The organism is Plantactinospora sp. DSM 117369 (genome assembly GCF_053764795.1).
This window is the reverse complement of sequence record NZ_CM132446.1, coordinates 4,781,785-4,807,156: the sequence shown is the minus strand read 5'-3', so window position 1 is coordinate 4,807,156 and position 25,372 is coordinate 4,781,785. Positions and strand designations below refer to the sequence as shown.

Below are 25,372 nucleotides of genomic sequence, written 5' to 3'. Positions count from 1 at the left end.
GACGACGGGTCAGTAGAGCAGGTACGGCCGGCGCCGGCGGTCGAACTCCGCCAACTCGGCCGACCAGGCTCCGACCACGTCCGGCACGTCGGCACCGGCGTCGATCATCGTACGCAGCCGGGTGGAGCCGGTCAGCTTGTCGATCCAGTACGGCCGGGCGGTGTCCCAGGTGTCCGCCCGCCAGGCGAACGCCGGGTATTTACGGGACTCGACCAGCAGCGCCACCCCGGTGCGCACCGGGTCGAACCGGGCCGGGTCGGTGACCTTCACCTCCACCCCCGCGCAGAGCTTGTTGAGCAGGGCCGGCTTCTGCCCGGCGGCGGTCGGCGAGAAGTACGCCTCCCGGAACTCGACTCCGGGCAGGTCCCGGGCGACGAGCCGGTCCACCAGGTGGTAGTCGAACTCGGTGGCCAGGCCGCCGATCAGCTCGAAGGGCCGGGTGGTGCCCCGCCCTTCGGTCATCGACGCGACCCCCTCGAACATGCAGGTGCCGGGATAGACCAGCGCGGTGTCCGGGGTCGGCATGTTCGGGCTGGGCAGCACCCACGGCACGCCGGTGTCGACGGCGAAGTCGCCCCGCCGCCAGCCCCGGCACCTGACCACCGTCAGGTCGACCGGCCGGCCCGCCTCGGCCGGCAGGAACTCGCCGTTGTAGAACCGGGCCAGCTCGCCGACCGTCATGCCGTGCTGCTGCACGATCTCCTTCTTGCCGACGCCGGAGGTGAACGGCGTGGTCATCATCGGCCCGTACGCCCGCCCGCCGATCGGGTTCGGCCGGTCGAGTACGACGTACCGGCGGCCGAGGCGGGCGGCGGCGACCATGGAGTCGTAGAGGGTCCAGATGTAGGTGTAGAAGCGGGCGCCCACGTCCTGGATGTCGAAGACCACGGTGTCGACCCCGGCCTGGGTGATCAGTTCGCCCCACTTCGCCTGCGAGGCGCCGTACGCGTCGTAGACAGTGATGCCGGTCCGGGCGTCGATGCCGGTCCCCTCGCTGCCGCCGGCCTGGGCGGAGCCCCGGAACCCGTGCTCCGGCCCGAACGCGGCGGTGAGCCGCACCCGGCCGGAGGCGTGCATCAGGTCGACCAGGTGGCGGTAGCGGGCGTCCACTCCGGTCGGGTTGGACAGCACCCCGACCCGCTGGCCGGCGAGGACCGCGAACCTGGAGTCGACCAGCACGTCCAGGCCGGTGCTGACCCGCCGACCGTGCCGGCCCGAACCGGAGCGGTCCGCTGCGGTGTCCGGAGCGGCGGACGCGGCGGCGCCACCGAGGGCGCCGGCCGTCGCGCCCATGGCGCTCACGGCGGCGGTGCTGGCGAGGAACCTTCTGCGTTGCACGGCGGCCTCCCGGGGGCGGGGCTGCGGGCAGGGGACGTGTCGGAAGTTACCTACATCATAATGGTTGGTCAAGAAGGAAAATTACGAGAGCGGACTCAGAGCTCCTCCGCCTCCAGGTCACCGAGTTCGATGTTCTGGATCATCAGCCACCGGGCCAGCGCCGGCATGCCGTACAGCCACAGGGGTGCGGACTCGGTGGTGCCGTTGGTGGCGTAGATGGCGAACCGCAGGTCGGGAGCGTGGATCGCCTCGATCCGCCAGCGATGGTTCTTGTCCCGCCAGATGGCGGATGGGTCCATGCCCCTCACCGTAGTGCCGTCTCCGGTAGCGTTCGCCGGGTTTTGTCGTACGCCGGGTGTTGGCTCTGACGATCGGGGCGCGCCGCCGGGCCACCCGGTGGCAGGTGCCCGGCGGATCGGAAGGGGGCGGCATGACCGACTACGACTGGCTCGACGACCACGGCCTCCGCGAGGCGTTCTGCCTGACGTTCGTCCGGGACCCGGACGAGCAGGCGGTGTTGCGCCGGTTCGGCGTCGAACCGGCCAGCCTTCGATCGTTGACCGGCCTCGCCGAGGCCACCGAGCTGCCCTTCGACCACCTCGTGCTGGCCGGCCGGCTCGACGGCTGGGTCTTCGTGCTGGAGGAGAACGGGTTCCAGGGGATGCGGACCGAGGTGCTGCGGGCCGTCTCCGGCGGTACCGAGGCGGTGTCGGTCTATACCAACATCAACGGCAACCGGCGGTTCACGCACACCGTGGACGGCGTACTGCGCACCGGCTTCGACCCGAGTTCGCCGGTACGCCGCTGGGGCACGGCGCCGGACGCCCTGGTGCCGCTGATGCGCCGGGTCGGCCTGCCGGACAGTGGCGACGCCGGCTGGTCCAGTGCCGGGCTCGACGCGGGGCTACGCCTCGCCGACCTGCTCACCGGCGTGCACCTCGATGCCGACCGGCTGGCCGGGCCGCTGAGCACCGGCCGGCTGGTACCCCTGCTCCCGGATCCGCCCGCGCTGCCGACCTGGATGCTGCGCGAGGACCACGAGTTGTTGACCGCGATCACCTCCGCCCGGCCCGACCTGCTGCGCCGGGTGGTGGCGGCCGAGGCGCGGCGGCGCGCCGACGAGGCGGGGATCGACACCGAGCCGGTGGTGGCCGACGCGCTGGCCGAGGTGGACCGGGGCGGGACGCGGATCGTGCCGGACTCGGCGCTCGGTCTGCTGCTGCGCGAACTGGCCTGCCAGTCCGACGTCGCCGGCACCTCGCTGGCGCTGCCGACCCAGCGGGGCCGGATGACCGACGCGCAGCGCCAGCAGGCGTTCCTGCGGCACTCCGCCGGGCTGGCGGTGCAGGCGGCGCTCTTCCCCGACCCGGTGCGGGCCGCGTACGAGGTGCTCGGCTGGGTGGCACCGGCCCGTGATCCCGCCCGGGTCGCCCACCGCGCGCGGTTCCTCGCCGAGTTGCGGGGCTGACCAGGCGCCCTCGACCGTCGCCCCGAGCCAGCGTCGGCCCCACCCCGTATGCTGTACGGTGGCTCGTTGTCGTACACCATACGGGAAATAGGGGGAACGCGTGGCGGCCGACGACATCGTCATCACCGGGGCCCGGGAGAACAACCTGCGGAACGTCTCGCTGCGGGTGCCGAAACACCAGCTGGTCGTCTTCACCGGCGTCTCCGGCTCCGGCAAGTCCTCCATCGTCTTCGACACCATCGCCGCGGAGGCGCAGCGCCAGCTCAACGAAACCTTCACCGCCTTCGCCCGGACCTTCCTGCCCCGCTACGGCCAGCCGGACGTGGACACCATCGAAAACCTCTCCGCCGCCATCGTGGTCGACCAGAAGCGGCTCGGCGGTGGCTCCCGGTCGACGGTCGGCACCATCACCGACATCTACTCGCTGCTGCGGCTCCTCTACTCCCGGGTCGGCAAGCCGCACGTCGGCTACTCCAACGCCTTCTCCTTCAACGACCCGCAGGGGATGTGCCCGGAGTGCGAGGGCCTGGGCAAGTCGGTCCAGCTCGACCTCGACGCCTTCCTGGACCGGTCGAGGTCGCTGAACGAGGGCGCCCTGCTGCATCCCGACTTCGCCAAGACCGGCTGGTTCTGGAAGATGTACGCCGCCTCCGGCTTCTTCGACCTGGACAAGCCGCTGGCCGACTACTCCGAGCAGGAGTGGCAGACCCTGCTGTACGGCGACGGCAAGGTCCCGCTGGAGTGGCAGGGCACCACCATCAACTCCAGCTACGAGGGCGTGGTCACCAAGTTCACCCGGCTCTACATCCGCAAGGACGCGGCGGAGATGTCCGAACGCAACCGGGCGATCTTCCTGCGGTTCGTCACCGAGCAGACCTGCCCGCTCTGCCGGGGCGCCCGACTCAGCCAGGCGGCGCTGAGCAGCGAGATCGACGGCTACAACATCGCCCAGTTGGCCGCGATGGAGGCCACCGAACTCGTCGCGGTGCTGCGGACCTTCACCGACCCGGTCGGCGCGACCGTGCTGGAGAGCCTGCTCGACCGGGTCGGCAACCTGGTCGATATCGGTCTCGGCTATCTGAGCCTGAACCGGCCGACCGACACCCTCTCCGGCGGTGAGTCCCAGCGGATCAAGATGGTGCGGCACCTGAGCAGCAGCCTCGTCGACATGATGTACATCTTCGACGAGCCGAGCGTCGGCCTGCACGCCCGGGACGTCGAGCGGCTCAACCGGCTGCTGGTGAAGCTGCGCGACAAGGGCAACACCGTGTTGGTGGTCGAGCACGACCGGGACGTCATCGAGATCGCCGACCATGTGATCGACATCGGCCCGTCCGGTGGCGCGGGCGGCGGTGAGGTGCTGTTCGGCGGCACCGTCGACGAGCTGCGCAGCGCGGACACCCCGACCGGGCGCTACCTGGAGCACCGGCTGCCGCTCAAGACCGACTACCGGCGGCCGACCGGGCACCTCACCGTGACCGCGGCCGACGTGCACAACCTGCGGAACGTCACGGTGGACATCCCGACCGGGGTGCTGGTGGTGGTCACCGGGGTCGCCGGGTCGGGCAAGAGCACCTTGATCAACAAGGTCTTCGTCGGGCAGCACCCCGAGGCGATCGTGATCGACCAGTCCGCCGTCGGGGCCTCGATCCGGTCCAGCCCGGCGACGTACACCGGGCTGCTCGACCCGATCCGGCAGCTCTTCTCCAAGGCCAACGGCGTACCGGCCGGGCTGTTCAGCTTCAACTCCAAGGGTGCCTGCCCGAACTGCCAGGGGCTCGGTGTGATCTACACCGACCTGGCCTTCATGGACGGGCTCAAGTCGGTCTGCGAGGCCTGTGAGGGGCGCCGGTTCAGCGAGGACGTACTCGAGCACAAGCTGCGCGGCAAGTCGATCAGCGACGTGCTGCGGATGCCGGCCTCGGAGGCCCTGGAGTTCTTCCCCGAGAAGAAGTTGCGGACGATCCTCCAGGCGGTCAACGACGTCGGGCTCGGCTACCTCCAGCTCGGCCAGCCGCTGAGCACCCTCTCCGGTGGCGAGTGCCAGCGGATCAAGCTCGCCACCGAACTACACAAGGGCGGCACCATCTATGTGATGGACGAGCCGACGACCGGGCTGCACATGTCCGACATCCAGCACCTGCTCGACATCGTCGAGCGACTGGTCGGCGGCGGAAACTCGGTCGTCGTCATCGAGCACAACCTCGACGTGATCAAGAACGCCGACTGGATCATCGACCTCGGACCGGAGGGCGGCAGCCAGGGCGGCACGGTGCTGTTCGAGGGCACCCCGGCGCAACTGCTCGACGCCCGCAACTCCTACACCGCCGAGTACCTCCGGCGCGACGTCGGGGCACCCGCACCGGCCTGAGCGCTCGGGCCGGGCCGGGCCGGCGGTGGCCGCGAGCCGCCGCAGCTCGCGCCGACGTCTCCTGGCACGGTTCCCCGCCGTACCGGGTGTTGCCGCGCGCCGGCCGCCCATCGCGGTGAAGCCGGGAACCGGACAGCCCCACCGTGGTACGACTGCTTCGACGGTGGGGTGTGACGGGTCCGCGCAGGTCAGGGCGCTGGGCGGCGGCCTGCGTGCGGCGGGTTGGGGGGGAACAGGCGGTCGATGGCGACGGGCAGACACTCCACGCTGATCCGGGATCCGAGTCAGCCGCAGCGGGCCACTCCGGTGGAGCTTTTCTACGATCTCGTCTTCGTCTTCATGCTGGCCCGGCTGGCCGAAACGTTGCTCATGAGTCTGCACCCGCTCGGGGCTTACCAGACGCTTCTGCTGCTGCTGGCGATCTGGTGGGTGTGGTCGTACACCAACCTGACCACCGACACCCTGGACTCGCGGCGGCCCGCCGTGCAACTGGTGGTCATCACGATCATGCTCGGCAGCCTGCTGATCTCGACCGCGCTGCCCGACGCGTTCGACGGTCGAGCCCTGCTCTTCGCCTCCGCTTACGTCGGGATCCACCTGTTCCGCAGCACGATCCTCGCGGTGATCCTGCGGGGCCACCGGCTACGGAACCGGCCGCTGCGCGGGATCTTCTGGTTCAGTCTCTCCGGCACGCTCTGGTTCGTCGGGGTCTTCGTCTCCGGCACGCCACGGCTGCTGCTCTGGACGGCGGCCCTGGTGATGGAGTACCTGGGGCCGGTGGTGCGCTGGCCCACCCCGTGGATCGGACGCTCGCCGGCCTGGGAGTGGAACACCGCCGGTGAGCACCTCGCCGAGCGGTACCGCCAGTTCATCATCATCGCTCTCGGCGAAACCGTGGTGATCATCGCCCGGACCGTGCGAAGCACCGACTACTCGCCGAAACAGGCCGTCGCCGTGCTGATCTCGTTCACCACCACGGTGCTGCTCTGGTGGATCTACTTCTACCGGGCCAGGGAGAAGCTCGGCAGCGCGATCATCGGCTCGGCCGACCCGGCCCGGGAGAGCAAGTGGGCCGGGTACGCCCACCTGATCATGGTGGCCGGCGTCGTCCTGACCACGGTCGGCGACGAGCTGATCATCCGGCACCCGATGGAGGACACCCCCGGAGGCTGGATCGCGGTGATCGTCGGTGGTCCGGTGCTCTTCCTCGCCGGCCGGATCCTGCTCGGGCACGAGGTGTTCGCCCGGGTGTCCCGACCGTGGCTGGTCGGGATCGGTGTGCTGATCCTGATCGCGCCGATGATGGTCCTGCTGCCACCGCTGCTCGTCTCCGTGGCCGTCATGGTCGTCCTGCTCGGAGTCGTCGTCGCCGACGCGGTGATCGTCCGGGAACCGCGCGGCACGCCCGGCATCACCTAGGACCGGGTGCCGGGGGCGCCCCGGCGCCCGGGCAGCAACCACCCACTGCCAGCGGGGTCTCCGACAACCCCGACCGCACCCGGTTCGACCGGCCCGGTTCCCCGTCCGACCGGCCCGGAGGCTACGGCGGCCCGGCGGTCACGGCTGGACGGCCACCGCCACCGGTCGCCGGCTTGCCTGGCGGCTCACGGGTCCGGACTGCTCCGCGCCGGCAGCCGGACGGCGAACTGGGCACCCTGGCCGGGGTGGCTGCGGGCCTCGATCGTGCCGCCGTGGCCGGTGACGACCTCGCGCAGCAGCGCCAACCCGAGGCCGGTGTGCCGTTTCTCGGCGCCCACGCCGCTGTGGAACCGGTCGAAGATGCGGTCGGCCGGATCGAAGCCCTCACCGGTGTCGACCACTATCAGTTCGGCGACGTCGTCCCGGCGGCGCACCGTCACGTCGATCCGCCCGTCCGCGGGCGTGTGCCGCAGGGCGTTCGTCAGAAGTTCACTGATCACCCGGCGCAGTGCCGACTCCACCCCGGGCACCGGAACCGGCACGTCGGGACGGCTGAGGGTGAGCGTCACGCCCTGTTCGGCGGCGCGGTCGGCCTCGGCGACGACCGCCGCCTCGGCGAGCGCGGCCAGATCCACCGGGGTGGTGGCCGGCCGGTCGTCCGGCATGGCCGCCAGCCGGGCGGAGAGCAGCAGGTCGTTGACGACCTCGCCGAGCCGCCTGCTGGTGCCGACCAACCGGTCCAGTTCCGACCGGTAGTTGGCCGGAACGCCGGTGGAGCCGGCCCGCCGGGCCAGCACCTGTGCCCGGGTGTGCAGTTGCGCGATGGGCGTACGCAGCTCGTGGCTGACGTCGGCGATGAACCGGCGCTGCCGGGCGAGTGCCTCGGCGAGCGGCGCGACGGTGAGCCGGCCCACGACCAACCCGCTGACGACCGCGGCGAGCAGTCCGACCAGCTCCGCGACGGCGAGGGCGAGGAGCAGATGGCGGCGGTCGGCGAGCTGGTACCGGGCATCGAAGATCGCCTGCACCACGTCCTCACCCCGGGGCTCGGTGAGGACGAAGTAGACGGTGCCGTTGCGCTCGATCCTGTCGGTGGCCGGGGTCCGGGTGGCGGCGGTCGCGGTCATCGAGGCCGTGAGGGGGAAGCCGGCCGGCGCGGGTACGGCGCCGGAGATGAGCTGGCCGTCGTGCAGCAGGAAGAGCCAGGTGCATCCCGGCGGCCCGGACGGGTCGCCGCGGACGGCGGTGTAGGCGAGCTCCCGCTGGATCTGGCGCTCCTGGCCGCGTACCAGCATGCCGTACGAGACGGCGCCGACCAGCGAGACCAGGACGGTCACCGCGAGTCCGACCAGCAGGCCGACCCGCCGGCGGGCCCGGGCGACCACCGCCCGCTCGGCCGCCATCCAGGAGAGCCCCGCCGGCGCCGCCGGCCGCCGGACCCTCACAGCTCGCCGAGCCGGTAGCCGAGGCCGTGCACGGTACGGATCGCCGCCCGGCCGAGCTTGCGGCGCAGGTAGTACACGTAGGTGTCCACGATGGACGAGGCGGCGGCCTCGTCGAACACCCGGCGGCGCAGCTCGGCCCGGGAGTGCACCGCCCGGGGGCGCACGGCGAGGACCCGGAGCAGCTCGAACTCCCGGGCGGAGAGAGCCACCCGGGATCCGTCGGAGAGCACCACGTCCCGCAGCCCCAGGTCGAGCCGGCCGGCACCGATCGGCAGCGCCTCGGCGCCGTCCGAGGTACGCCGGCAGAGTGCCCTGATCCGGGCACTCAGCTCGTCGAGGTCGAACGGCTTGATCAGGTAGTCGTCGGCACCCGCGTCCAGGCCGGCGACCCGGTCGTCGACCGTGCCGAGCGCCGTGAGCAGCAGGGCGCGGGCGCCGACCGCGCGGGAGCGCAGCCGGGCCAGCAGGTGCAGCCCGTCGAGCGCCGGCAGCAACCGGTCGATCACCATGACGTCGTAGCGTCGGGTGAGCCCGAGATGCAGGCCGCGCTGGCCGTCCGGGGCCACGTCGACCAGGTATCCCTCGTCGGCCAGCACCTCGGTGAGCAGCTCCGCGAGTTCCCTGTCGTCCTCGACCAGGAGCAGGCGGCGTACGGTAGGTGACGCCTCGCTTGCCTGTAGCACAGGCTGAGAATCCCACACCCACCGCCATACATAGACTGTGATAGATGTCTCTATACCGTGTCGGCCACCGGTTGAACCGCCGGCACCGGGTCCTTCGTGGCAACCGAGATGGGGTTCCTCGCCTCGCGCCGGTCGATCCAACTCAGCAGCGGCGTGGTCATCAGGGTGGTGACCAGCGCGACCAGCACCAGGGCGGTGAAGAGGGTCGCGTTGACGATCCCGGCCGCCATGCCGACGTTGATCGCGATCAGCTGCATCAGCCCGCGAGCGTTCATCAGTACGCCGATCCGCACCGCGACGCCCTTCGGTTCACCCCGGAGCCGGGCCGCCGCCCAACAGGCGCCGAACTTGCCGACGACGGCGACCGCGACACAGCCGAGCGCGAAGAGCAGCACCGAGGGTTGGCTGAGCAGCCCGAATTCGGTGTGCAGCCCGGAGTAGGTGAAGAAGAGCGGAAGGAAGACGATCTGGCAAACCGGGGTGACGGTGGCGACCATCCGATCCGTACGGGCCCGGTGCGGCATCACCGCGCCGACCGAGAAGGCGCCGAAGACCGCGTACAGGCCGATCTCGTCGGTGTACCAGGCGACCACGAAGAGCAGTGCCACCAGGCCGAGCAGCCGGGACTGGTCACCGATCCGGTCGCTGCCGACCAGCGCCGCGGCCACCCGTCGGCCCACCGACCAGAGCAGCAGCCCGAACAGGATCGCGCCGGCGACCGTGACGAGTGCCGGGCCGGACCGGCCGGTGGCGGTGGCGAGGACGACGGCGAGCAGGATCCAGGCAACCGCGTCGTCCAGCGCGCCACTGGCCAGGGCGAGCGACCCGTGCCGGGTGCCCTCCTGCCCGCGTTCGGTGATGATCCGGGCGAGCATCGGAAAGGCGGTGATGGCGAGGGCGACCCCGACGAAGGCGGCGGAGACCCCGACCGAGGTGCCCGGGGCGAGCACCGGCACGTGTCCCGCGGTGGCGAGCACCAGCAGGACGCCGAGGCCGAGCGGCGCGAGTACCCCGGCCAGCGACACCGCCCCGGCGGTGCCGGCCAGTCCGGTCACCGGGTGCGAGGTGAACGCGTAGCCCGCCTGGAACATGAAGATGACCAGACCGACCTGACCGACGATGTAGAGCACCGGATAGAGCTGCTCCGGAAAGAGTGCGTCCTGCACGGCCGGGGCCAGCAGCCCGAGCAGCGACGGTCCGAGCAGGACGCCGGCCAGCATCTCGCTCACCACCGGCGGTTGGCCGACCTTGCCGAGCAGCCACGTCGTCGCCCGGCAGACGAGCAGGATGGCCGCGACGGCGATGAAGAACCGTGGCGCCAGCTCGACGGGATTCATGCCGTCCCGCCTTCCCTGGCAGTGTCCGCTGTGGACCCGACCTCGATCATGGCCGAACCTCCTCGAAGTAGCTGGTGCAGAGTCGTACGCGTCGCGCGTCGACCACCATCCAGGTGCCCAGGACCAGTTGGACGAGGCTGCGCCACACGTCGGCCCAACGGTCCGTCCACCGCATCCACCACCGTCGTACGTTCCCGGGCGGCCGTGCCCCGGGCGGGACGAGGAGGCAGGGGCCGCGGCTGGGCAGCGAGCGGGTGTGCCGCACGGTGGACACCAGGGCGTACCGGCGCAGCACCTCCCGGGTGACCGCGCGCATCATCACCGGGGCGACGCCACGGGCGGGACAGGCCCGGTTGGCGGTGACGCCGAACGGGACGAAGTGCGCGTCGCCCCGGCGCAGGGTCAGCCAGCGGGCGGGGTCGAAGGTGTCGGCGGCGGCCGGCCCGGTGCGCTGGAAGGCGAGATAGTTGAAGAGCAGGACCGAGCCGGTCGGGATGGTGACCCCCGGCTCGACCTCGATCGGGCCGGAGGTGATCCGGTGTGCCACGCCGAAGAGCGGATGTACCCGCAGCGCCTCGTCGATCACCCGGTCCAGCGCCCGGTCGCCCTCGCCGCCGAGGTCGTCGAGGGTCGCGATCAGGTCCCGCTGGGCCGACGGGTGTTGGGCGAGGGCCAGCAGGAGGTGCGCCATCGCCTCGGACATCTGCACGACGGCGGTGTTGAAGAAGGTGCCCTGGAGATACCAGGTCGTCTCCTCGGCGGTGAACGGCTCGGGCAGGGTGACCGGTGCCGTGCCGGACTCGACCCGGGCCCGCAGATGGCGGGTGAGCCGGTCCCGCCGGTCCAGGTGCCGCAGCCCGCAACACTTGAGCGCGGTCACCACGTCGTCGGCGTTGGCCACGATCAGCGCCCGGACGTCGGGCGGGCACGCCTCGGCGAAGACGAGTTCGTGGTAGACCTCGGCCCAGATCGGCATCATCAGGTCACGCAGCCGCACCTGGCTGGTCCGGCCGGCCGGCAGTTCGTCGAGGACTCGTCGGGCCGCCGCCCCGGCCAGCTCGGTCGACCGGCGCTGCGACACCGCCAGCACCCGCCGGGTCGTCCGGGCGACCGTGCGGTAGCGCTCGCCCGGCTCCAGGTGCTCCTGGTGCATCTGCGGTCCGGGCGCCAGCCAGTACCAGAACAGGTCGGAGAGCCCGGCGCCCCGGCTGCGCCCGTCCGCCGCCGGGTCCGAGTACACCCGTTCGAAGTGCTCCGGGCCGACCAGCGGGCCGGGCACCGGGATGCCCTCGACGCCGTTCACCCGGATGAAGATCCATTCCCGCAGCCGGACCACGGCCGGTGGCAACCACCGCGGCAGCGTCCACGCCACCGCCGCCACCAGCACGCCCACCGCGTACCACGGAAACCCGGGGAGCCGGCTCATCGCGGCACCCGCATCGCGATCATGTCCGGAGCGAGGTCGGTGGGGCGGACCGCGCCGGCCAGCGTCATGGCCCGGACGAGGTCGGCGCGGAGCAGGTCGAGGAGTTGGCGTACCCCGGACTCGCCCCGGGCCGCGAGACCCCAGACGACCGGCCGACCGATCCCGACCGCCGTCGCGCCGAGCGCCAGCGCGGTGAGGACGTCGGTACCCCGGCGGATCCCGCCGTCGAGCAGTACCGGAATCCGCCCCTCGACCGCCTCGACGACCGCCCGCAGCGCGTCGATGCTCGCCGGTACCCCGTCCAGTTGCCGCCCGCCGTGGTTGGAGACCAGCACGGCGTCGGCCCCGTGCGCGACGGCGAGCCGGGCGTCGGCCGGGTGCAGGATTCCCTTCAGCACCACGGGCAGCCGGGTCGTACCGCGCAGCCACTCGATCCGGGCCCAGTCGAGGTCGGCGTCCAGCACGATGTCCCGGACCCGCCCGGTCTCCGGATCCCGCATGTTCTCGCAGCGGAGCCCGGACGGCAGGTCGAGGAAACCGTTGCGCAGGTCGCGCTCGCGGCGCCCGAGCACCGGCGAGTCGACGGTGACCACCAGGGCGCGGCAGCCGGCCGCCTCCACCCGCCGGATCACCGACTCGGTGAAGCCGAGATCCGGTTGCGGATAGAGCTGGAACCACAGCCGCGCCGGCCGGCCGGCCGGGTCCGTCGCCCCGGCGACCGCCTCGATCGGCGCGGTGGCCGCCATGCTGACCACCATCACGGTGCCGGCCGCCGCGACCGCCCGGGCGCTCGCCACCTCCCCCTCGGGGTGGGCCAGCCGGTGGAAGGCGGTCGGTGACACCAACACCGGCATCGCGAGCGTCTCGCCGAGCAGGTCGGTACGGAGGTCACGCGCGCCCCCGCCGCGCAGCACCCGGGGCAGGATCCGGTACGCGTCGAAGGCCGTCTCGTTGGCCCGCAGCGTACGCTCGTCGCCGGATCCGCCGGCGAAGAAGTCCCGGTGCACCGGGTCGAGCCGGCGGTGCGCCTCCGTCCACAGGTCGTCGACGTTGAGCAGGGGGCCCGCGCCGGCCGTGGGTGTGCGGCGCGGGCCCGCCTGGTCCGTGACCGAGGGCATGGCGGTCAGCCCACGGTGCCCGAGAGGCAGCGGTCCAGGAAGGCGACGAGCGGGCTGCGGTGCACGTCCGGCCTGTCCCACCGGTTCTCCAGGTTCTCCGCCAGGTGGTGCACCGCCGCCACCCGGCCCCGGTGGTGGTGCCGGACCACCGGGTGCAGGTAGGCCGCGGCGTGCGCCTGGCCGGGCACGTCCTGGGCGATCCGACCCACCGAGATGTCGAACGGGTCGACCTGGTCGTGCTGCGGGCCGTACTCCAGCGTGACGACGAAGGCGTGTTCGACCGGATGGTCGGCGGTGGCGAGCCCGGTGTCGACGAGGTAGTCGACCGGCACCTCCTCGTGGTAGCGGGCGTCCGTCCCGGCCACGGTCAGCACGTCGGCGAGTACCCCGAACTGCTGCCACAGGGCGGAGCTGCGGTTGACCCGTTCGATGATCGCGTCGGCGGCCGACTCGGCGGTCGCGTCGACCTTCTCGGCCGGCCACGGGGTGTCGTGGTAGCGCCGTTCGAGGATGCGGTGCAGGGCTCGGACCCCGTACCGGAAGCCGTGGATGAAACCACTTGTCGACCGCTTGAAGTCCCGCTGCTGGGAGAGGGTGCCGGCGAAGAAGAGGTCCGGTACGTTCACCGACTCCCACTGCGCGGTCTGGGCCGGGAACCGGTCGTCGATGACGAGCGCCGGACGGCAGCCGTCGGCGAAGACGGACGGGTCGAACCGGAAGCCGGTGCAGACCAGTACCCGGTCGTAGCGCAGCTCCTTGGTGACCTCGTTGGCCCGGGAGAAGCTGAAGGTGACCCGGTAGCCGTCCGCGTCCCGCTCGATGTCGCGTACCTGCCCGTCGAGGATCGCGTTCGCCGACTTGAGCTGGTAGGTGTCGAGGAAGTTGTTGTTCACCGCTCGCAGGTGTCCGACGTAGTGCGTGCGCCACGCCATTCGCACCGAACTCGGCCCGGCCACGTGGATCAGCGTGGTGGTCTCCATCAGGGCGTCGGCGGTCTCGAAGGCGGAGTTGCCCTTCCCGATGATCAGTACCCGCTGGTCCAGGAAGTCCCGCGGGTCGACCGGCATCTCGTCGTACCGCTCCGCGTGCGCGATGCCGGGGATCGCCGGGACGTACGGCTGGGAGACCCCGGTCGCCACGACGACCCGGCGGGCGCGGTGCGTGGTACCCGTCTGGTCGGTGACCGCGAAACCGCCGTCCGCGTCCCGGGCGACCCGGACCACCCGGCTGCGGTACCGGACCCGGACCCCGGTGGCCGCCGCGAAGTCCGCCAGGTAGCGGACCAGCACGTCGGCGTCCGGGAAGTAGCGCTCGGTGTACCGGGTGAACCGCAGCGCCGGATCGTCGCTGAGCAGCGAGTTCCAGTCCAGCCGCAGGTTGAGTTCCGGGTCGTCGGAGCCGGTGTGCGGCTTGTTGATGGAGATGAGCTGGCGATGCCGTGGAAAGCGGGTGAAGAAGGCGCCCGGGGCGTCGGCCGCCTCCAGCACCAGGTAGTCCCGCCGGCCGTCCCGTTGGAACAGGGCCGCGAGCTGTAGTCCGGCCGGCCCCGCCCCGATGATCAGATAGTCGAGCATCTCTGCGGTCACGCGGGGAAACGTACGAAGGAGAACTCAGAGAAAAATCAGTTCGCCGGCTCGGCCGGTGCCGCCGGCGGCTCGGTCAACAGGTCGAGCAGGTCGGCGGCCCGGACGACGTCCGCGTCGAGCGGCCGGTCCGGGTCGATCGGCGGGACCAACGCGACGAGGCGGTCCAGCGCGGCGGCACAGCCAGGGGCGGTGGGGGTACGCGCGCCGACGTGCAGAGCCTGGCGCAGCCCGACCGCGAGCGTGCCGCAGACCAGCCGGAGCAGCCGGGCCTGGTCCACGGCCCGGAGCGCGGCCTGGGTACCGAACGGCACGACATCCTGGTTGTGCAGGTTGGTCGGCAGGCTCTGCATGCTGGCCGGGGTGGCGGCCCGGCGGATCTCAGCGACCATCGCGGTGGCGGCCAACTGGGCGCCCTGCAAACCGTGCTGGCGGCCGGGCCCGGCCGCCAGCATCGGCGGCAGTCCCCCGTTGCGGGCCGGGTCGACCAGCAGGTCGAGTTGGCGCTCGACCAGGTTGCCGAGCTGGGCGGCGACCGTCGCCAGCACGTCGGCCGCGAAGGCGGCGGGCTGGCCGAAGAAGTTCCCGCCGTGCAGCACCAGGTCGTCATCCGGGAAGAACAGCGGATTGTCGCTCACGCCGCGCAGGTCCGCCGCCACCACACCGTCGACGTAGCGCAGCGCGTCCTCGGCCGCGCCGAGCAGTTGCGGGGTGCAGCGGATGCTGTACGCCTCCTGGAGCGGGCGGGCACCGGACGGCACCGCACCGGCGAGGTACCCGCGCATCCGCCCGGCGACGTCGACGGCGCCGGGGTGCCCGTACGCGGCCAGCAGCCGGGGGTGCGGGAACTGGCCGGGGTCGCAGCCGAGCAGGTCGACGAGGAGGCAGGTCAGCAGTTGGGCGGCCCGGTGCGCGCGGCGGATGTCGTCCAGGGCGAGCGCGGTGGCGGCGGTGGTCAGCGAGGTGCCGTTGACCAGTGCCAGGGCGTCCCGCCCGTCGAGGGCGAGCGGGGTCAGGCCGGCCCTGTCCAGCGCCTCGGCCGCGGGCACGCGCCGGCCGTCCAGATAGGCCCAGCCTCGGCCGCGCAGCGCCTGGGTGGCGTAGGCGAGCGGGATCAGGTCACCGCTGGCCCCGACCGAGCCGAGCCGGGGCATCGCCGGCGCGAACGTCGTCGCCAGCATCGCGGCGAGCCCCTCGACGACCCGCACCGAAACCCCGGAGACGCCCTGGGCGAGCGACCAGACCCGGACCAGCATCGCGGCCCGGCTGACCGCCGGATCGATGTCCGGACCCTGGCCGGCGCCGAGATGCGCCAGCGTGTTGTCGCACTGGTCGGCCTCGTCGTCCCGGCCGGCGAACCCGACCAGCGCACCGAAGCCGGTGGTGGCGCCGTACACCGGACGGTCGTCGCCGAGCACCGCCCGCAGGTGGTCGCGGGAGCGCCGCAACCGGTCGCGTACCGGGGCGGTGATGTCGACGCGGATCTCGGCGGCGGCACGGCGCAGGTCTGCCTCCCGGAGCGGCCGCGTCAGGTCGATGGGACGGATCGCCTTGCGGGCCTGGATCGTCATCGGGCCGACCGTAGCCGGGCAATCTCAGAGCGGTCTGAGACATCTCTGATTACCGGTGGCTACCGTCCCGCGCATGACGCACGACTACCTGATCATCGGGGCCGGGCCTGCGGGACTGCAACTCGCCGCCCTGCTCGAACGCGACGGTCATGACTACGTCGTGCTGGAGGCCGGCGCCGCACCCGGCACGTTCTTCAGCACCTATCCGCGACATCGCCGGCTGATCTCCATCAACAAGGTCTACACCGGCTCCGACGATCCGGAGTTCAACCTGCGGATGGACTGGAACTCGCTGCTCAGCGACGAGCCCGACCTGCTGTTCGGCCGGTACAGCCAGCGGTACTTCCCGGACGCGGACGACCTGGTGCGCTATCTCGCCGACTTCGCCACGGCGACCGGGGTACGGGTCGAGTACCGGACCACGGTGGTCCGGGTGAGCCGCGACGGCGACGGGTTCCACGCCCTCGACGCCGCCGGCCGCACCTGGCGGGGTCGCCGCCTGGTGGTGGCGACCGGGGTGTCCCAGCTTCACCTGCCGCCGATCGAAGGGATCGAGACCGCCGAGCGGTACGACACGGTCAGCGTCGATCCGCAGGACTTCGCCAACCAGCGGGTCATGGTCATCGGCAAGGGCAACTCCGGATTCGAGACCGCCGACGCCCTGGTGGAGACCGCCGCCGTCGTGCACGTCGCCGGGCCGCACTCGGTCCGGTTCGCCTGGCAGACGCACTACGTCGGGCACCTGCGGGCGGTGAACAACAACTTCCTCGACACGTACCAGCTCAAGTCGCAGAACGCCGTCCTGGACGGCACGGTCGAGAGCATCCACCGGCGCCCGGAGGGCGGCTACCTCGTGCGGTTCCGGTACGCCCGCACGGTCGAGGCGATCCGGGAGATCGAGTACGACCGGGTGATCGCCTGCACCGGCTTCCGGTTCGACGCGAGCGTCTTCGACGACACCTGCCGGCCGCGACTGGTGATCAACGACCGCTTCCCGGAGCAGACCTCGGGCTACGAGTCGACCTCCGTACCCGACCTGTACTTCGCCGGCACGCTCACCCAGCAACGCGACTTCAAGCGGTCGACCAGCGGGTTCATCCACGGCTTCCGGTACGGCGCCCGGGCGCTGCACCGGATCCTCAACTCCCGCTACCACCAGGTCGGGTGGCCCGCCGTGGAGTTGGCGGCGACCCCGGAGGCGATCACCGACGCGATCATCGCCCGGATCAACCGCTCGTCCGCGCTGTGGCAGCAGTTCGGCGTGCTCGGTGACGTCGTGACGGTACGCGGGGACAGCGCGTACTTCCACGAGGAGGTGCCGGTGGCGTACCTCGCCGACGGCGGGCTCGGTCCCGGTTCCTCGTCCGCCTTCGCCGTCACGCTGGAGTACGGGGCGGACCACGACGCGGTGGACCCGTTCGACGTCTCGATCCCCCGGGTCGCGGAGAACGACCCGCACGCCGCGCATCGGGCCAGCTATCTGCACCCGGTGGTGCGGCACTACCGGGACGGGACGGTGCGGGCGGTGCACCACCTGGCGGAGAACCTGGAGAACCAGTGGAACCTGCCCACCGTGCACCAGCAACCGCTGGCCGCATTCCTGAAGGAACACCTGGCCGACGGCGAGGTCGTCGCCGAGCCCCTGGCCGGCGGCGGGACCGCCGAGGAGGTCCGGGTCGATGCCGGAAGCTGAGCCGGGCTATCCGCAGGCGATCCTGGACCTGCTCGGCACCGGCCGGGACCGCCCGGTCTTCGAGCACGGCCCGCGTACCGTCACCGCCGACGAGCTGGCGGACCTGGTCGGCCGGATCAGCGCGGGCCTGCGGGAGGCGGGGATCGGCCCGGGCGACGGGGTGGCGGTGGTGCTCGGCGTGTCGCCGGAGGCGTTCGCCGCGATCGTCGCGGTGCAGGTGGTGGGTGCCCGGCTGGCCGGGGTACGTCCCGGGCTCACCCCCGGCCAGCTCCGGCACCTGCTCAGCCATCAGATCGCGGCGGTGCTGGTCGACCCGTCGACCGCGACCCCGCAGCTCCGGTCGGCCGCCGCCGGCCGCCCCCTGCTGGCGGTCGGCCCGGTCGACGGGGTACCCGAGCTGACCGCCACCCGGGCGTACCCGCCCACGCCGGTCCCGGCCGGACGCCCGCAGGACGTCGGCCGGGTCATCTACACCAGCGGCAGCACCGGCAACCCGAAGGGCTGCCTCCAGACGTACGCCGCGCTCGGTGCCGCCTGGGCACCGCACCCGGACCGGTGGCCTCCGGCGATCCGCGACCTCGCCACCAACCTCGACCGCTACCTGGTCTTCGGCTCACTCAGCAGCCAGGTGATGCTGGAGTACGGCATCCTCACCCTGGCCGCCGGCGGCACCATGGTGATCGCCGAGCCACCCCGTGGCACGGAGCCCTTCTTCCCCGCCGCGATCGTCCGGCACCGGGCCACCGCCAGCGTGATCACCGTGCCCCGGCTGGCGAAGCTGGTCGCGAGCCAGCGCGCCGCACCGGTCGACCTCGGCACGCTGCGCGCCCTGCTGGTCTCGGGCTCCCCGCTGCACCCGGCCCGGCTCGCCGAGGCGCTCTCGGTGCTCGGGCCGGTCGTCTACCACGGCTACGGCCAGACCGAGACCGGCATGATCTCCATGCTGACCCCGGCGGAACCGACCGCCGCGCCGGCCACCCTCGCCTCGGTGGGCCGGCCACCGGCCGCCGTCGAGGTGCAGGTCCGGGACGGCAACGGCCGACCGGTGCCGACCGGGGTCGCGGGGGAACTCTTCGTCCGCACCCCGGCGCAGGCGAGCGGGTACTGGGCCGACCCGGCGGAGACGGCCGAGGTGTTCGTCGACGGCTGGGTACGCACCCGCGACCTCGCCCGGCTGGACGCCGACGGATACCTGCACCTGCTGGGGCGGGCCCGGGACGTCGTCATCGTGAACGCCGACCTCCAGTACGCCGGGCCGATCGAACGCGCCCTGGCCAGCCATCCGGACGTGGCCGAGGCGTACGTCGTGGCCGCGCCCGACGAGGAGACCGGCGAGGCGGTACACGCCTTCGTCGTCCCCGCCCCGGACCGGCGGCCGGATCCGGACGTGCTGCGCGCGCTCGTCCGGGAGCGGCTCGGCGCGGCGAGCAGTCCCCGGCACGTCAGTTTCATCGCCGAGGTTCCCGTCACCACGGCCGGCAAGCCCGACAAGCGGCGCCTGCTGGCCGACCGGCGAGCGGCGCTGCCCTGACCCGCGGCTGCCGCAGATGCTCTTGGCGGGTGCGTGACCAGTGGGGCGCTCTCGGCGGGTCGGGCGGGGCCGGGATCCGGCGGTGGGCTCAGCGGTCGCCCGGTCCGGAGAGCACGATCCGGGCGTCGTCCGGGAGCCGGCGGGTGGCGCCGCGCCGGTCCAGCAGTTCGAGCAGGGGCACGGCGACCCGCCGGGTCGTACCGAGGGCCTGCCGGGCGGTGCTGAGGGTGAACGGCTGCGGCAGCGCGGCGAGTACCCGGATCGCTCGCTCGGGGGCGTCCGGCAGCAGTACGACGTTGTCGGCGAGCTTGAGCAGCGCGCCGGCCCGTACCGCCGCGCCGATCTCCCGGTGGCCGAGTCCGAACTCGGCGAGCCGGGCCGCCTCCGGGGCGACGAACGGCCGCTCGGCCAGCTCCGCACCGACCCGCCGTACCGCCCGGGCGACCTGCTCGGGCAGCGCGCCGGTCGCCCCGCCCCGGCCGATCCGGCCGTCGCGGCACACCAGCGGCGCCGCGACCAGCGCCTCGACCAGGGCCCGGTCCGGCAGGTCCAGCAGCCGGCGGGCGGTCTCGACCGGTACGCCCGGCTCCAGCGGATGCGCCTGTGCCCACCGGGTCACCTCGTCGACCAGTCGCCGCCGCAGCTGTCGCCAGTGCGCCGGATCGGCGTGCCAGTCCCCGGCCACCGGTGCGGTGCGCACGGTCACGCCCATCCGCGAAAGCTCCGGCCGCCGGGCCAGGCCGCGCCGGGCCAGTTCCCCGGACTCGTCGGGGCGGCCGTCCAGCCCGGCCAGCACCGCCGCCCGCTCGGCCGCCGCGCCCCGCCGGCTCAACCTGGGCGGTACGACGTCGAGCACCGTCACCCCGCCGGCCACGTGCCGCCGGCCGGGATCCCGCAGCAGCGCCCGGTCACCGATGCGCAGCGGCAGCGGCCGGTCCAGCCGCAGCCGGGCGGTGTCGGCGCCGAGCGGGCGTACCCGGGCGGTCACCGCGGCCGAACCGACGTGCAGGGTGACCTCCGCCGGAAGCTCGGCCACCGGGTCGCCGGCCAGCCGGACGTCGACCAGGTCGGTCTGCTGGAACCGTCCCGGGGTGAGCAGCGCGTCGCCCCGGCCGACCTGTTCCCGGGGCACCCCGCGCAGGTTGACCGCGACCCGGGCCACCCCGGCGACCTCGGACACCTGGGTACCCAGGGTCTGTAGGCCCCGGATCCGGACCCGCTGCCCGCTGCCGGTCAGCTCCAACTCGTCGCCGGTACGCAGCGTCCCCGCGCCGAGGGTGCCGGTCAGCACCGTGCCGCTGCCCCTGATGGTGAACGCCCGGTCGACCCAGAGCCGCACCGGGGCACTCGGCTCGGGCACCGGCAGCCGGGCGGCGAGCCGGTCCAGGGCGGCGCGCAGCTCCGGCAGCCCGGCGCCGGTGGTCGCGCTGACCGCGACCGCCTCGACCTCGCCGAGCGAGCTGGCCGCGATCTCGGCGAGCGCCAGTTCGGTGGCGGCGGCCGGATCGGCCAGGTCGGTCCGGGTCACCACCAGCAGCCCGTGCCGGACCCCGAGCGCGTCCAGCGCGGCCAGGTGCTCGGCGGACTGCGGCATCCAGCCCTCGTCGGCGGCGACCACGAACAGCGCGGCCGGGGCCGGGCCGATCCCGGCGAGCATGTTGGGGACGAACCGCTGGTGTCCGGGTACGTCGACGAACGCCAGCACCGTCCCGGACGGCAGCGCGGTCCAGGCGAAGCCGAGGTCGATGGTCATGCCCCGGCGCCGCTCCTCCGCCCAGCGGTCCGGCTCCATCCCGGTCAGCGCCCGGACCAGGGTGGACTTGCCGTGGTCGACGTGTCCGGCGGTGGCGACGACCTGCACCTCAGCTCTCCCGCCATCCTCGGGGCACCCGGGCGACGGCGGCCCGCACCGCCTCGTCCCGGTCGACGGGTACGCAGCGCAGGTCGAGCAGCAGCCGGCCCCGCTCCAGCCGGCCGAGTACCGGCGGGTCGCCGAGGCGCAGCGGTTCGGCGTACTCCTCGGGGAGGGCGAGGGCCCACGAGTCGAGGGTGACCTCCGGCGCCCCGCCGCCACCGACCACGGCGTCGTGCGGGACCACCTCGGCCCTCAGGCCGGCGGCGGCGAGCTGGTCGCGGAGCCGTTCGGTGCGCAGCCGCAGCGCCGCCGGGGTGGTCCGCAGCGCCCGCCAGGTCGGCGTCTCCGGACCGGTCAGAGTCGCCTCCAGGGCGGCCAGGGTCAGCTTGTCCACCCGCAGCGCCCGGGCCAGCGGGTGCCGGCGGAGCAGTTCGACCAGCTCCGCGTCGCCGAGCAGCAGCCCGGCCTGCGGACCGCCGAGCAGCTTGTCGCCGCTCGCCGTGACCAGCGCGGCGCCGGCCCGCAGTGCCGAGGCGGCGTCCGGCTCGTCGGGCAGCAGCGGGTCCGGGGCCAGCAGCCCGGAGCCGATGTCCACCACCACCGGTACGCCGAGGGTGGCCAGCTCGTCGACGGGTACGGCGGCGGTGAAGCCCCGGACGACGAAGTTCGACGGGTGCACCTTGAGCACGAACGCGGTACCCGGCCCGACCGCCGCCGCGTAGTCGGCCAGCGCGGTCCGGTTGGTGGTGCCCACCTCCCGCAGCGTCGCGCCGGTGCTGGCCAGCAGGTCCGGCAGCCGGAACCCGTCGCCGATCTCCACCAGTTCGCCCCGGCTGACCACGATCTCCCGCCCGGCCGGCCCGTCGCCGAGCCCGGCTGCCCCGCCGGTTTGCCGCACGGCGGTGAGGGCGGTCGCGGCCAGGGCGAGCGCGGCGGCACCGTTGTTGACCACGTGCACCGCGCCGGCCGCCGGCACCGCGGCGGCGAGTGCGGCCAGCGCGCCCCGGCCCCGCCGGGCCCGCCGCCCGGTGCGCAGATCGAGTTCCACGTCGGTGTGCCCGGCGGCCGCGACCACCGCGTCGACGGCCGCCGCCGACAGCGGCGCCCGGCCGAGGTTGGTGTGCAGCACCACCCCGGTGGCGTTGAGCACCGGGCGCAGCCCGGCGGCGGTCTCCGGCAGCGCGGCCAGGGTGGCCGGGACGACCTCCTCCGGCGCGATCTCACCCCGCCGGACCCGGTCCTGGGCGGCGCCGAGTACGGCCTTGAGCCGGGCCCGCCCGACGGTGGCCTCGGCGGCCGCCAGCCGGGGATCGGCGAGCAGTACGTCGGTACGCGGCACCCGCCGCCGAGGATCGGCCGCCCCGTTCATCCCTACCCCACTGTCGAAACCCGTTCACCGGCACTAAACCACACCTGATCTCTCCGCGCCCGTGGAAGTCTCACCGACGTCCCGGCGGAAACGGCCAGCACCATCGCCGGATCAGCTGCCAACCCGGTCGGGGGGTGTCGGGGAGTTCCACCGGGTCAGAGTGGTTGAGGCCGCTGCCGTACGGCGTGCAGGGCGTCGAGTGTCCTGGTAGCCGGCCGCTTCGCGGTGTTCGCCGCCCGCGAGGGCTGCGTAGCCGGCGAAACAAGTGCCGGCGGACCTGTTGTGGAAAGTCGAACTGTTGAAAGTCGAACCACCCCGGCAGCGGCGAGTCGCTGACGCCTTCCGGCGGCCACTTTTCGAGTAGCCTCGGCGGACTCCTGAGCCGGTCAGCCTCGCCGCGCTCTGATGCCTCAGTCAGCCCGCACCTCAACGCGTAGCTCCGTGATGGCCATCTGAGTAAGTTCGGAGAGTTGGTCTTCGCCGATGGTGACCCCGTGCAGGTTGACGAGTGCCGCCTTGAGATCGTGGAGGCGGTTGCCGCGAAGATCAGCGTCTTGGAGCTGGCAGGATTCGAGTTAAAGGTTGGTCAACTGGCAGGACCTGATGGCGATTTTGGGTAGTCGGCAGGACGACCACATGGCGTTGGTGAGCGTGCGGTCGGTGAAGGCCGTGGCTCCGGCGGCGACGACGCGTTGGAAGGTGGCGTAGTCGAAGCGGCAGCCGTCGAAGAGGACGTCTTTCAGACGCACGTCGGTTAGCCGGGCACCCGTGAGCCGCGAGCCGGTGAACGCGCAGCGTTCGATGGTGATCTCGGACAGAGTCGAGCCGGAGAGGTCGGTGCGGCTGATCTCGCTGCCCCAGATGGCTCCGGCTTCCCAGGTGCTCTCGCTGAGGTCCGCGCCAGCGATCCGGCTGCTACGGATGCTGACGTCTTCCAGTTGCGCACCTCGCCAGGAGACGCCCTCGATGCTGGCCTCGGTGAGGTCGCTCGCCGGATCGTAGACGTTGTCAAGATCTTCCGGATCGAGATCCGGGAGCAGGATCTTCACATCACCGATGGTGGTTGTCCGCATGAATCCTCAGCATGGTTAGGGCGCGGGGTGGCGACGCCACCCCGCGTTCGTTCGCCTACTCCTGGGTTAGCAGCACTTCTTTTTGTTCCAGTTGTCCCAGCCGGGTCGACTGTCGAACCCTCCCTTGTTGTCCCAGGTGGGCCGGTTGTCGAACTTGGCCGCGTCGATCGACGCTATCGTCCGGACCGGCTCGACGCCGAAACGTGCGAGGTGCTCCGGCGTGGCGTCCACGAGGCTCGCGAGGGCGTTGGTCACGGTGGTCCTCCTAGCTGGCGAGGTGGTTTGCGGTGGCGCGGACAAGGGCCTGCCGGGTGGTGCGGCAGTAGTTGGTCTCCCGGGCAGTGAACCTTTTTCAACCTGGACCGCGCGGCGCTCACGCACCGCGTCCGACCTTGCGGTCCGCCGGACCGCAAGGGGAGGTTGAAAAAGGTTCAGTGAAGGTGTGGTGCTCGAAGTAGCGGTTGCCGGCCTGGGCACCCCGGCAAGAGTCGTAGAACGTGCAGTGGTCCGCGCAAATCGTTGAGTCCCGCGATGAACTCGGTGACGTACCGCAGGTTGCCGGCCCGGGCCAGGATGTTGCCGATCGGTTCACGGAGAACGTGGCCTGCGACGAAGTCTGCGTACTGCGGGTCCTTGACTCCGAGGAGCTCTGGTGACAGGAGGACCACGTGCCCGTCCCAGGAGATGGTGGGGATCGGTTCGTACGGGGCGTCGTTGACGAGCCCGGCGCGGGTGGCGGTGAGGTAGTCGGCCAGGCGTTCCAGATCGCGAATGGGTAGCGGGTTGCGGTCGATCCGTCGTTGGACAAGCCGGTGCCAGAACCGGTAGGCGGCATCCTCCGACACCTGTGTTCGCCCGGCGCCCTCCTGTTCCTCGATGTTGAAGCCCACAGAACGGCACCCGGGCAGGTTGGTGAAGAAATCGATGAGGTCGTCCGCCTGGTCGATGGTTTCCGGGGTCACGACGCAGATCACCGAATACGGCAATCCTGCCTCGGCGAGAGCCTGTATCCCGCGGATGGTCCGGGCCGTTGTCGATTTTCCGGCCCGGTCAAGTCTGTTGCGGTTCAGGGCGCCGGGGCCGTCGATGCTGACCCCGATCTCGAACTCGTAGGCAGCGAACAGGTCACACCACCGCTGGTTGACGAGGGTGGCGTTGGTCTGGATCTCGTGGCGTACCTGTCCGGCCTGCCTCAGCTCCTCGAACGGGGCAAGCAGTTCCCAGAAGGTGCCGAGAGGTGTCGCGGTGGGCTCGCCTCCTTGCCACACCACGCTCACCGGATAGAGGCTTGCCTGCTCCTTCACGGATCGGGCGCACCCGGCGGCGACCGGGACCGTCATGAGCCGTCGGGATCGTCGGTCGGGCAGGTAGCAATAGGTGCAGTCCAGGTTGCAGAAGCTGGTGGGCTGCAGCACCAGGGTGTGGAATGTGCGGGCTATGGCCGCCCGTCCATCGGCGGTGATGACACCGATGCCGCTCATGATCCTGCCTCCCCCGTCTGTACGTGGTCGTCTGGTGCTGCTGGTGGGTGGGGCGCGCGTGGCCAGCCAAGGAACCTGTCGAACAGACCGGCGGTGCTTCCCGTAGCGCTCGGGTTGAGTCTGTGCAGGTCATCGATGGCGTCGCAGAGGAGGCTGGCCAGGTAGAGGCACAGGCTGACCCTGCTGCCCTGGTACTCGACCAAGAGATCCAGCTTCGCCCGCCTGCAGGGCCAGGGCTGTCCGCAGGTCCGGCACAGCCAGAGCGGACGCAGCGGCAAGTGCTCCCTCCGCGCCTGTTCTCCCTGCTTCGAGGTGCGGCGATGCGCAGTTACAGCATCCGGGTGGGCTTCGGTCATCGGCGCATCGCCTCCCGTGCCTGCCGTTCGAAATGCTGACGCCACACGTGGGTGAGCAGCGGCGGCTCGGGCATCCGCTCCAACTCGGCCGGACCGGCGTGTTTCGGCGGATCCGTACGCCATGGTCCGCCGGTCGTCGCGTTGCGCGAGACGTACACCGTCATGGCCGCCCCCCGAAGCAGGTAGGCGCCGGCAAGCGGTGGACTCGCCTGGGGAAGGGCGAGCCCACCGCCGCCGGGCGGCGGCTGGGAGCAG

The 25,372-nt window shown here is 72.1% G+C and carries 19 protein-coding genes and 2 pseudogenes; 5 read left to right on the top strand and 16 right to left on the bottom strand.

The window, feature by feature from the left end:
- Positions 1 to 9: 9 nt before the first annotated feature.
- Both ACSMXO_RS20835 and ACSMXO_RS20830 read right to left on the bottom strand, forming a co-directional pair.
- A complete protein-coding gene (locus tag ACSMXO_RS20835) occupies positions 10 to 1,338 on the bottom strand; it encodes an exo-beta-N-acetylmuramidase NamZ family protein (protein ID WP_455419024.1) in 1,329 nt (442 codons plus the stop codon).
- A gap of 95 nt (positions 1,339 to 1,433) precedes the next feature.
- Positions 1,434 to 1,637: a hypothetical protein gene (locus tag ACSMXO_RS20830; protein WP_130462943.1), complete on the bottom strand. Its 204-nt coding sequence runs from the start codon at positions 1,635 to 1,637 to the stop codon at positions 1,434 to 1,436.
- A 131-nt stretch (positions 1,638 to 1,768) separates the two neighbouring features.
- On the opposite strand from ACSMXO_RS20830, the gene ACSMXO_RS20825 reads away from it, so the two are divergent.
- The 3 genes from ACSMXO_RS20825 to ACSMXO_RS20815 all read left to right on the top strand — a co-directional run bounded on the left by ACSMXO_RS20825 (position 1,769) and on the right by ACSMXO_RS20815 (position 6,596).
- Positions 1,769 to 2,806 (top strand): DUF6461 domain-containing protein, encoded by a 1,038-nt coding sequence (locus ACSMXO_RS20825; RefSeq protein ID WP_455419023.1) that lies wholly within the window; start codon positions 1,769 to 1,771, stop codon positions 2,804 to 2,806.
- 100 nt (positions 2,807 to 2,906) lie between these two features.
- Positions 2,907 to 5,177 carry an ATP-binding cassette domain-containing protein gene (locus ACSMXO_RS20820; RefSeq protein WP_455419022.1) on the top strand — a complete coding sequence of 757 codons (2,271 nt, stop codon included), beginning with the start codon at positions 2,907 to 2,909 and terminating at the stop codon, positions 5,175 to 5,177.
- Positions 5,178 to 5,420: 243 nt separating this feature from the next.
- Positions 5,421 to 6,596, top strand: a complete 1,176-nt coding sequence (locus tag ACSMXO_RS20815) for a low temperature requirement protein A (protein ID WP_346262011.1) — start codon at positions 5,421 to 5,423, stop codon at positions 6,594 to 6,596.
- A gap of 185 nt (positions 6,597 to 6,781) precedes the next feature.
- On the opposite strand, the gene ACSMXO_RS20810 is transcribed toward ACSMXO_RS20815, so the two are convergent.
- Genes ACSMXO_RS20810 through ACSMXO_RS20780 form a run of 7 tightly spaced genes read right to left on the bottom strand, consistent with a single transcriptional unit; the run spans position 6,782 to position 15,759 of the window.
- A complete protein-coding gene (locus ACSMXO_RS20810) occupies positions 6,782 to 8,041 on the bottom strand; it encodes a sensor histidine kinase (protein WP_455419021.1) in 1,260 nt (419 codons plus the stop codon).
- Complete coding sequence (locus tag ACSMXO_RS20805; protein ID WP_455419020.1) at positions 8,038 to 8,724, bottom strand: response regulator transcription factor; 687 nt, start codon at positions 8,722 to 8,724, stop codon at positions 8,038 to 8,040. The genes ACSMXO_RS20810 and ACSMXO_RS20805 overlap by 4 nt, the downstream gene beginning before the upstream one ends.
- A gap of 50 nt (positions 8,725 to 8,774) precedes the next feature.
- The gene (locus ACSMXO_RS20800) at positions 8,775 to 10,061 is read right to left on the bottom strand and encodes a cation:proton antiporter (protein ID WP_455419019.1); all 1,287 of its coding nucleotides are present in this window, start codon (positions 10,059 to 10,061) and stop codon (positions 8,775 to 8,777) included.
- 46 nt (positions 10,062 to 10,107) lie between these two features.
- The gene (locus ACSMXO_RS20795; RefSeq protein ID WP_455419018.1) at positions 10,108 to 11,487 is read right to left on the bottom strand and encodes a cytochrome P450; all 1,380 of its coding nucleotides are present in this window, start codon (positions 11,485 to 11,487) and stop codon (positions 10,108 to 10,110) included.
- A complete protein-coding gene (locus tag ACSMXO_RS20790; RefSeq protein WP_346262006.1) occupies positions 11,484 to 12,605 on the bottom strand; it encodes an alpha-hydroxy acid oxidase in 1,122 nt (373 codons plus the stop codon). Before ACSMXO_RS20790 ends, ACSMXO_RS20795 begins: the two co-directional genes overlap by 4 nt.
- Before the next feature lie 5 nt (positions 12,606 to 12,610).
- On the bottom strand, positions 12,611 to 14,191 hold the full coding sequence (locus ACSMXO_RS20785; protein ID WP_455419017.1) for an FAD-dependent oxidoreductase: 1,581 nt from the start codon (positions 14,189 to 14,191) through the stop codon (positions 12,611 to 12,613).
- 35 nt (positions 14,192 to 14,226) lie between these two features.
- Positions 14,227 to 15,759, bottom strand: a complete 1,533-nt coding sequence (locus tag ACSMXO_RS20780) for an aromatic amino acid ammonia-lyase (protein ID WP_455419016.1) — start codon at positions 15,757 to 15,759, stop codon at positions 14,227 to 14,229.
- Between the two features lie 73 nt (positions 15,760 to 15,832).
- Here ACSMXO_RS20780 and ACSMXO_RS20775 point away from each other — a divergent pair, with 73 nt between their 5' ends.
- Positions 15,833 to 17,452, top strand: coding sequence for an NAD(P)-binding domain-containing protein (locus tag ACSMXO_RS20775; protein ID WP_455419015.1), 1,620 nt, complete (start codon positions 15,833 to 15,835; stop codon positions 17,450 to 17,452).
- Entirely contained in the window at positions 17,439 to 18,983 is a 1,545-nt protein-coding gene (locus ACSMXO_RS20770; RefSeq protein ID WP_455419014.1) for a class I adenylate-forming enzyme family protein, read from the top strand. The genes ACSMXO_RS20775 and ACSMXO_RS20770 overlap by 14 nt, the downstream gene beginning before the upstream one ends.
- Positions 18,984 to 19,071: 88 nt before the next feature.
- Here the strand turns inward: ACSMXO_RS20770 and selB are convergent, their stop codons facing one another.
- The 7 genes and pseudogenes from selB to amcA (ACSMXO_RS20735) all read right to left on the bottom strand — a co-directional run bounded on the left by selB (position 19,072) and on the right by amcA (ACSMXO_RS20735) (position 25,281).
- The gene (gene selB / locus ACSMXO_RS20765) at positions 19,072 to 20,844 is read right to left on the bottom strand and encodes a selenocysteine-specific translation elongation factor (RefSeq protein ID WP_455419013.1); all 1,773 of its coding nucleotides are present in this window, start codon (positions 20,842 to 20,844) and stop codon (positions 19,072 to 19,074) included.
- A gap of 1 nt (position 20,845) precedes the next feature.
- On the bottom strand, positions 20,846 to 22,207 hold the full coding sequence (selA, locus tag ACSMXO_RS20760; RefSeq protein WP_455419012.1) for an L-seryl-tRNA(Sec) selenium transferase: 1,362 nt from the start codon (positions 22,205 to 22,207) through the stop codon (positions 20,846 to 20,848).
- 410 nt (positions 22,208 to 22,617) lie between these two features.
- A pseudogene (locus tag ACSMXO_RS20755) lies at positions 22,618 to 23,280 on the bottom strand (pentapeptide repeat-containing protein).
- A 66-nt stretch (positions 23,281 to 23,346) separates the two neighbouring features.
- Positions 23,347 to 23,535: a multiple cyclophane-containing RiPP AmcA gene (amcA, locus tag ACSMXO_RS20750; RefSeq protein WP_455419011.1), complete on the bottom strand. Its 189-nt coding sequence runs from the start codon at positions 23,533 to 23,535 to the stop codon at positions 23,347 to 23,349.
- Positions 23,536 to 23,545: 10 nt separating this feature from the next.
- Positions 23,546 to 24,761: pseudogene (gene amcB, locus ACSMXO_RS20745) on the bottom strand (cyclophane-forming radical SAM peptide maturase AmcB).
- The gene (locus tag ACSMXO_RS20740; RefSeq protein WP_455419272.1) at positions 24,758 to 25,039 is read right to left on the bottom strand and encodes a hypothetical protein; all 282 of its coding nucleotides are present in this window, start codon (positions 25,037 to 25,039) and stop codon (positions 24,758 to 24,760) included. The pseudogene amcB and the gene ACSMXO_RS20740 overlap by 4 nt, the downstream one beginning before the upstream one ends.
- A gap of 74 nt (positions 25,040 to 25,113) precedes the next feature.
- Entirely contained in the window at positions 25,114 to 25,281 is a 168-nt protein-coding gene (gene amcA / locus ACSMXO_RS20735) for a multiple cyclophane-containing RiPP AmcA (protein WP_455419010.1), read from the bottom strand.
- Positions 25,282 to 25,372: the final 91 nt, after the last annotated feature.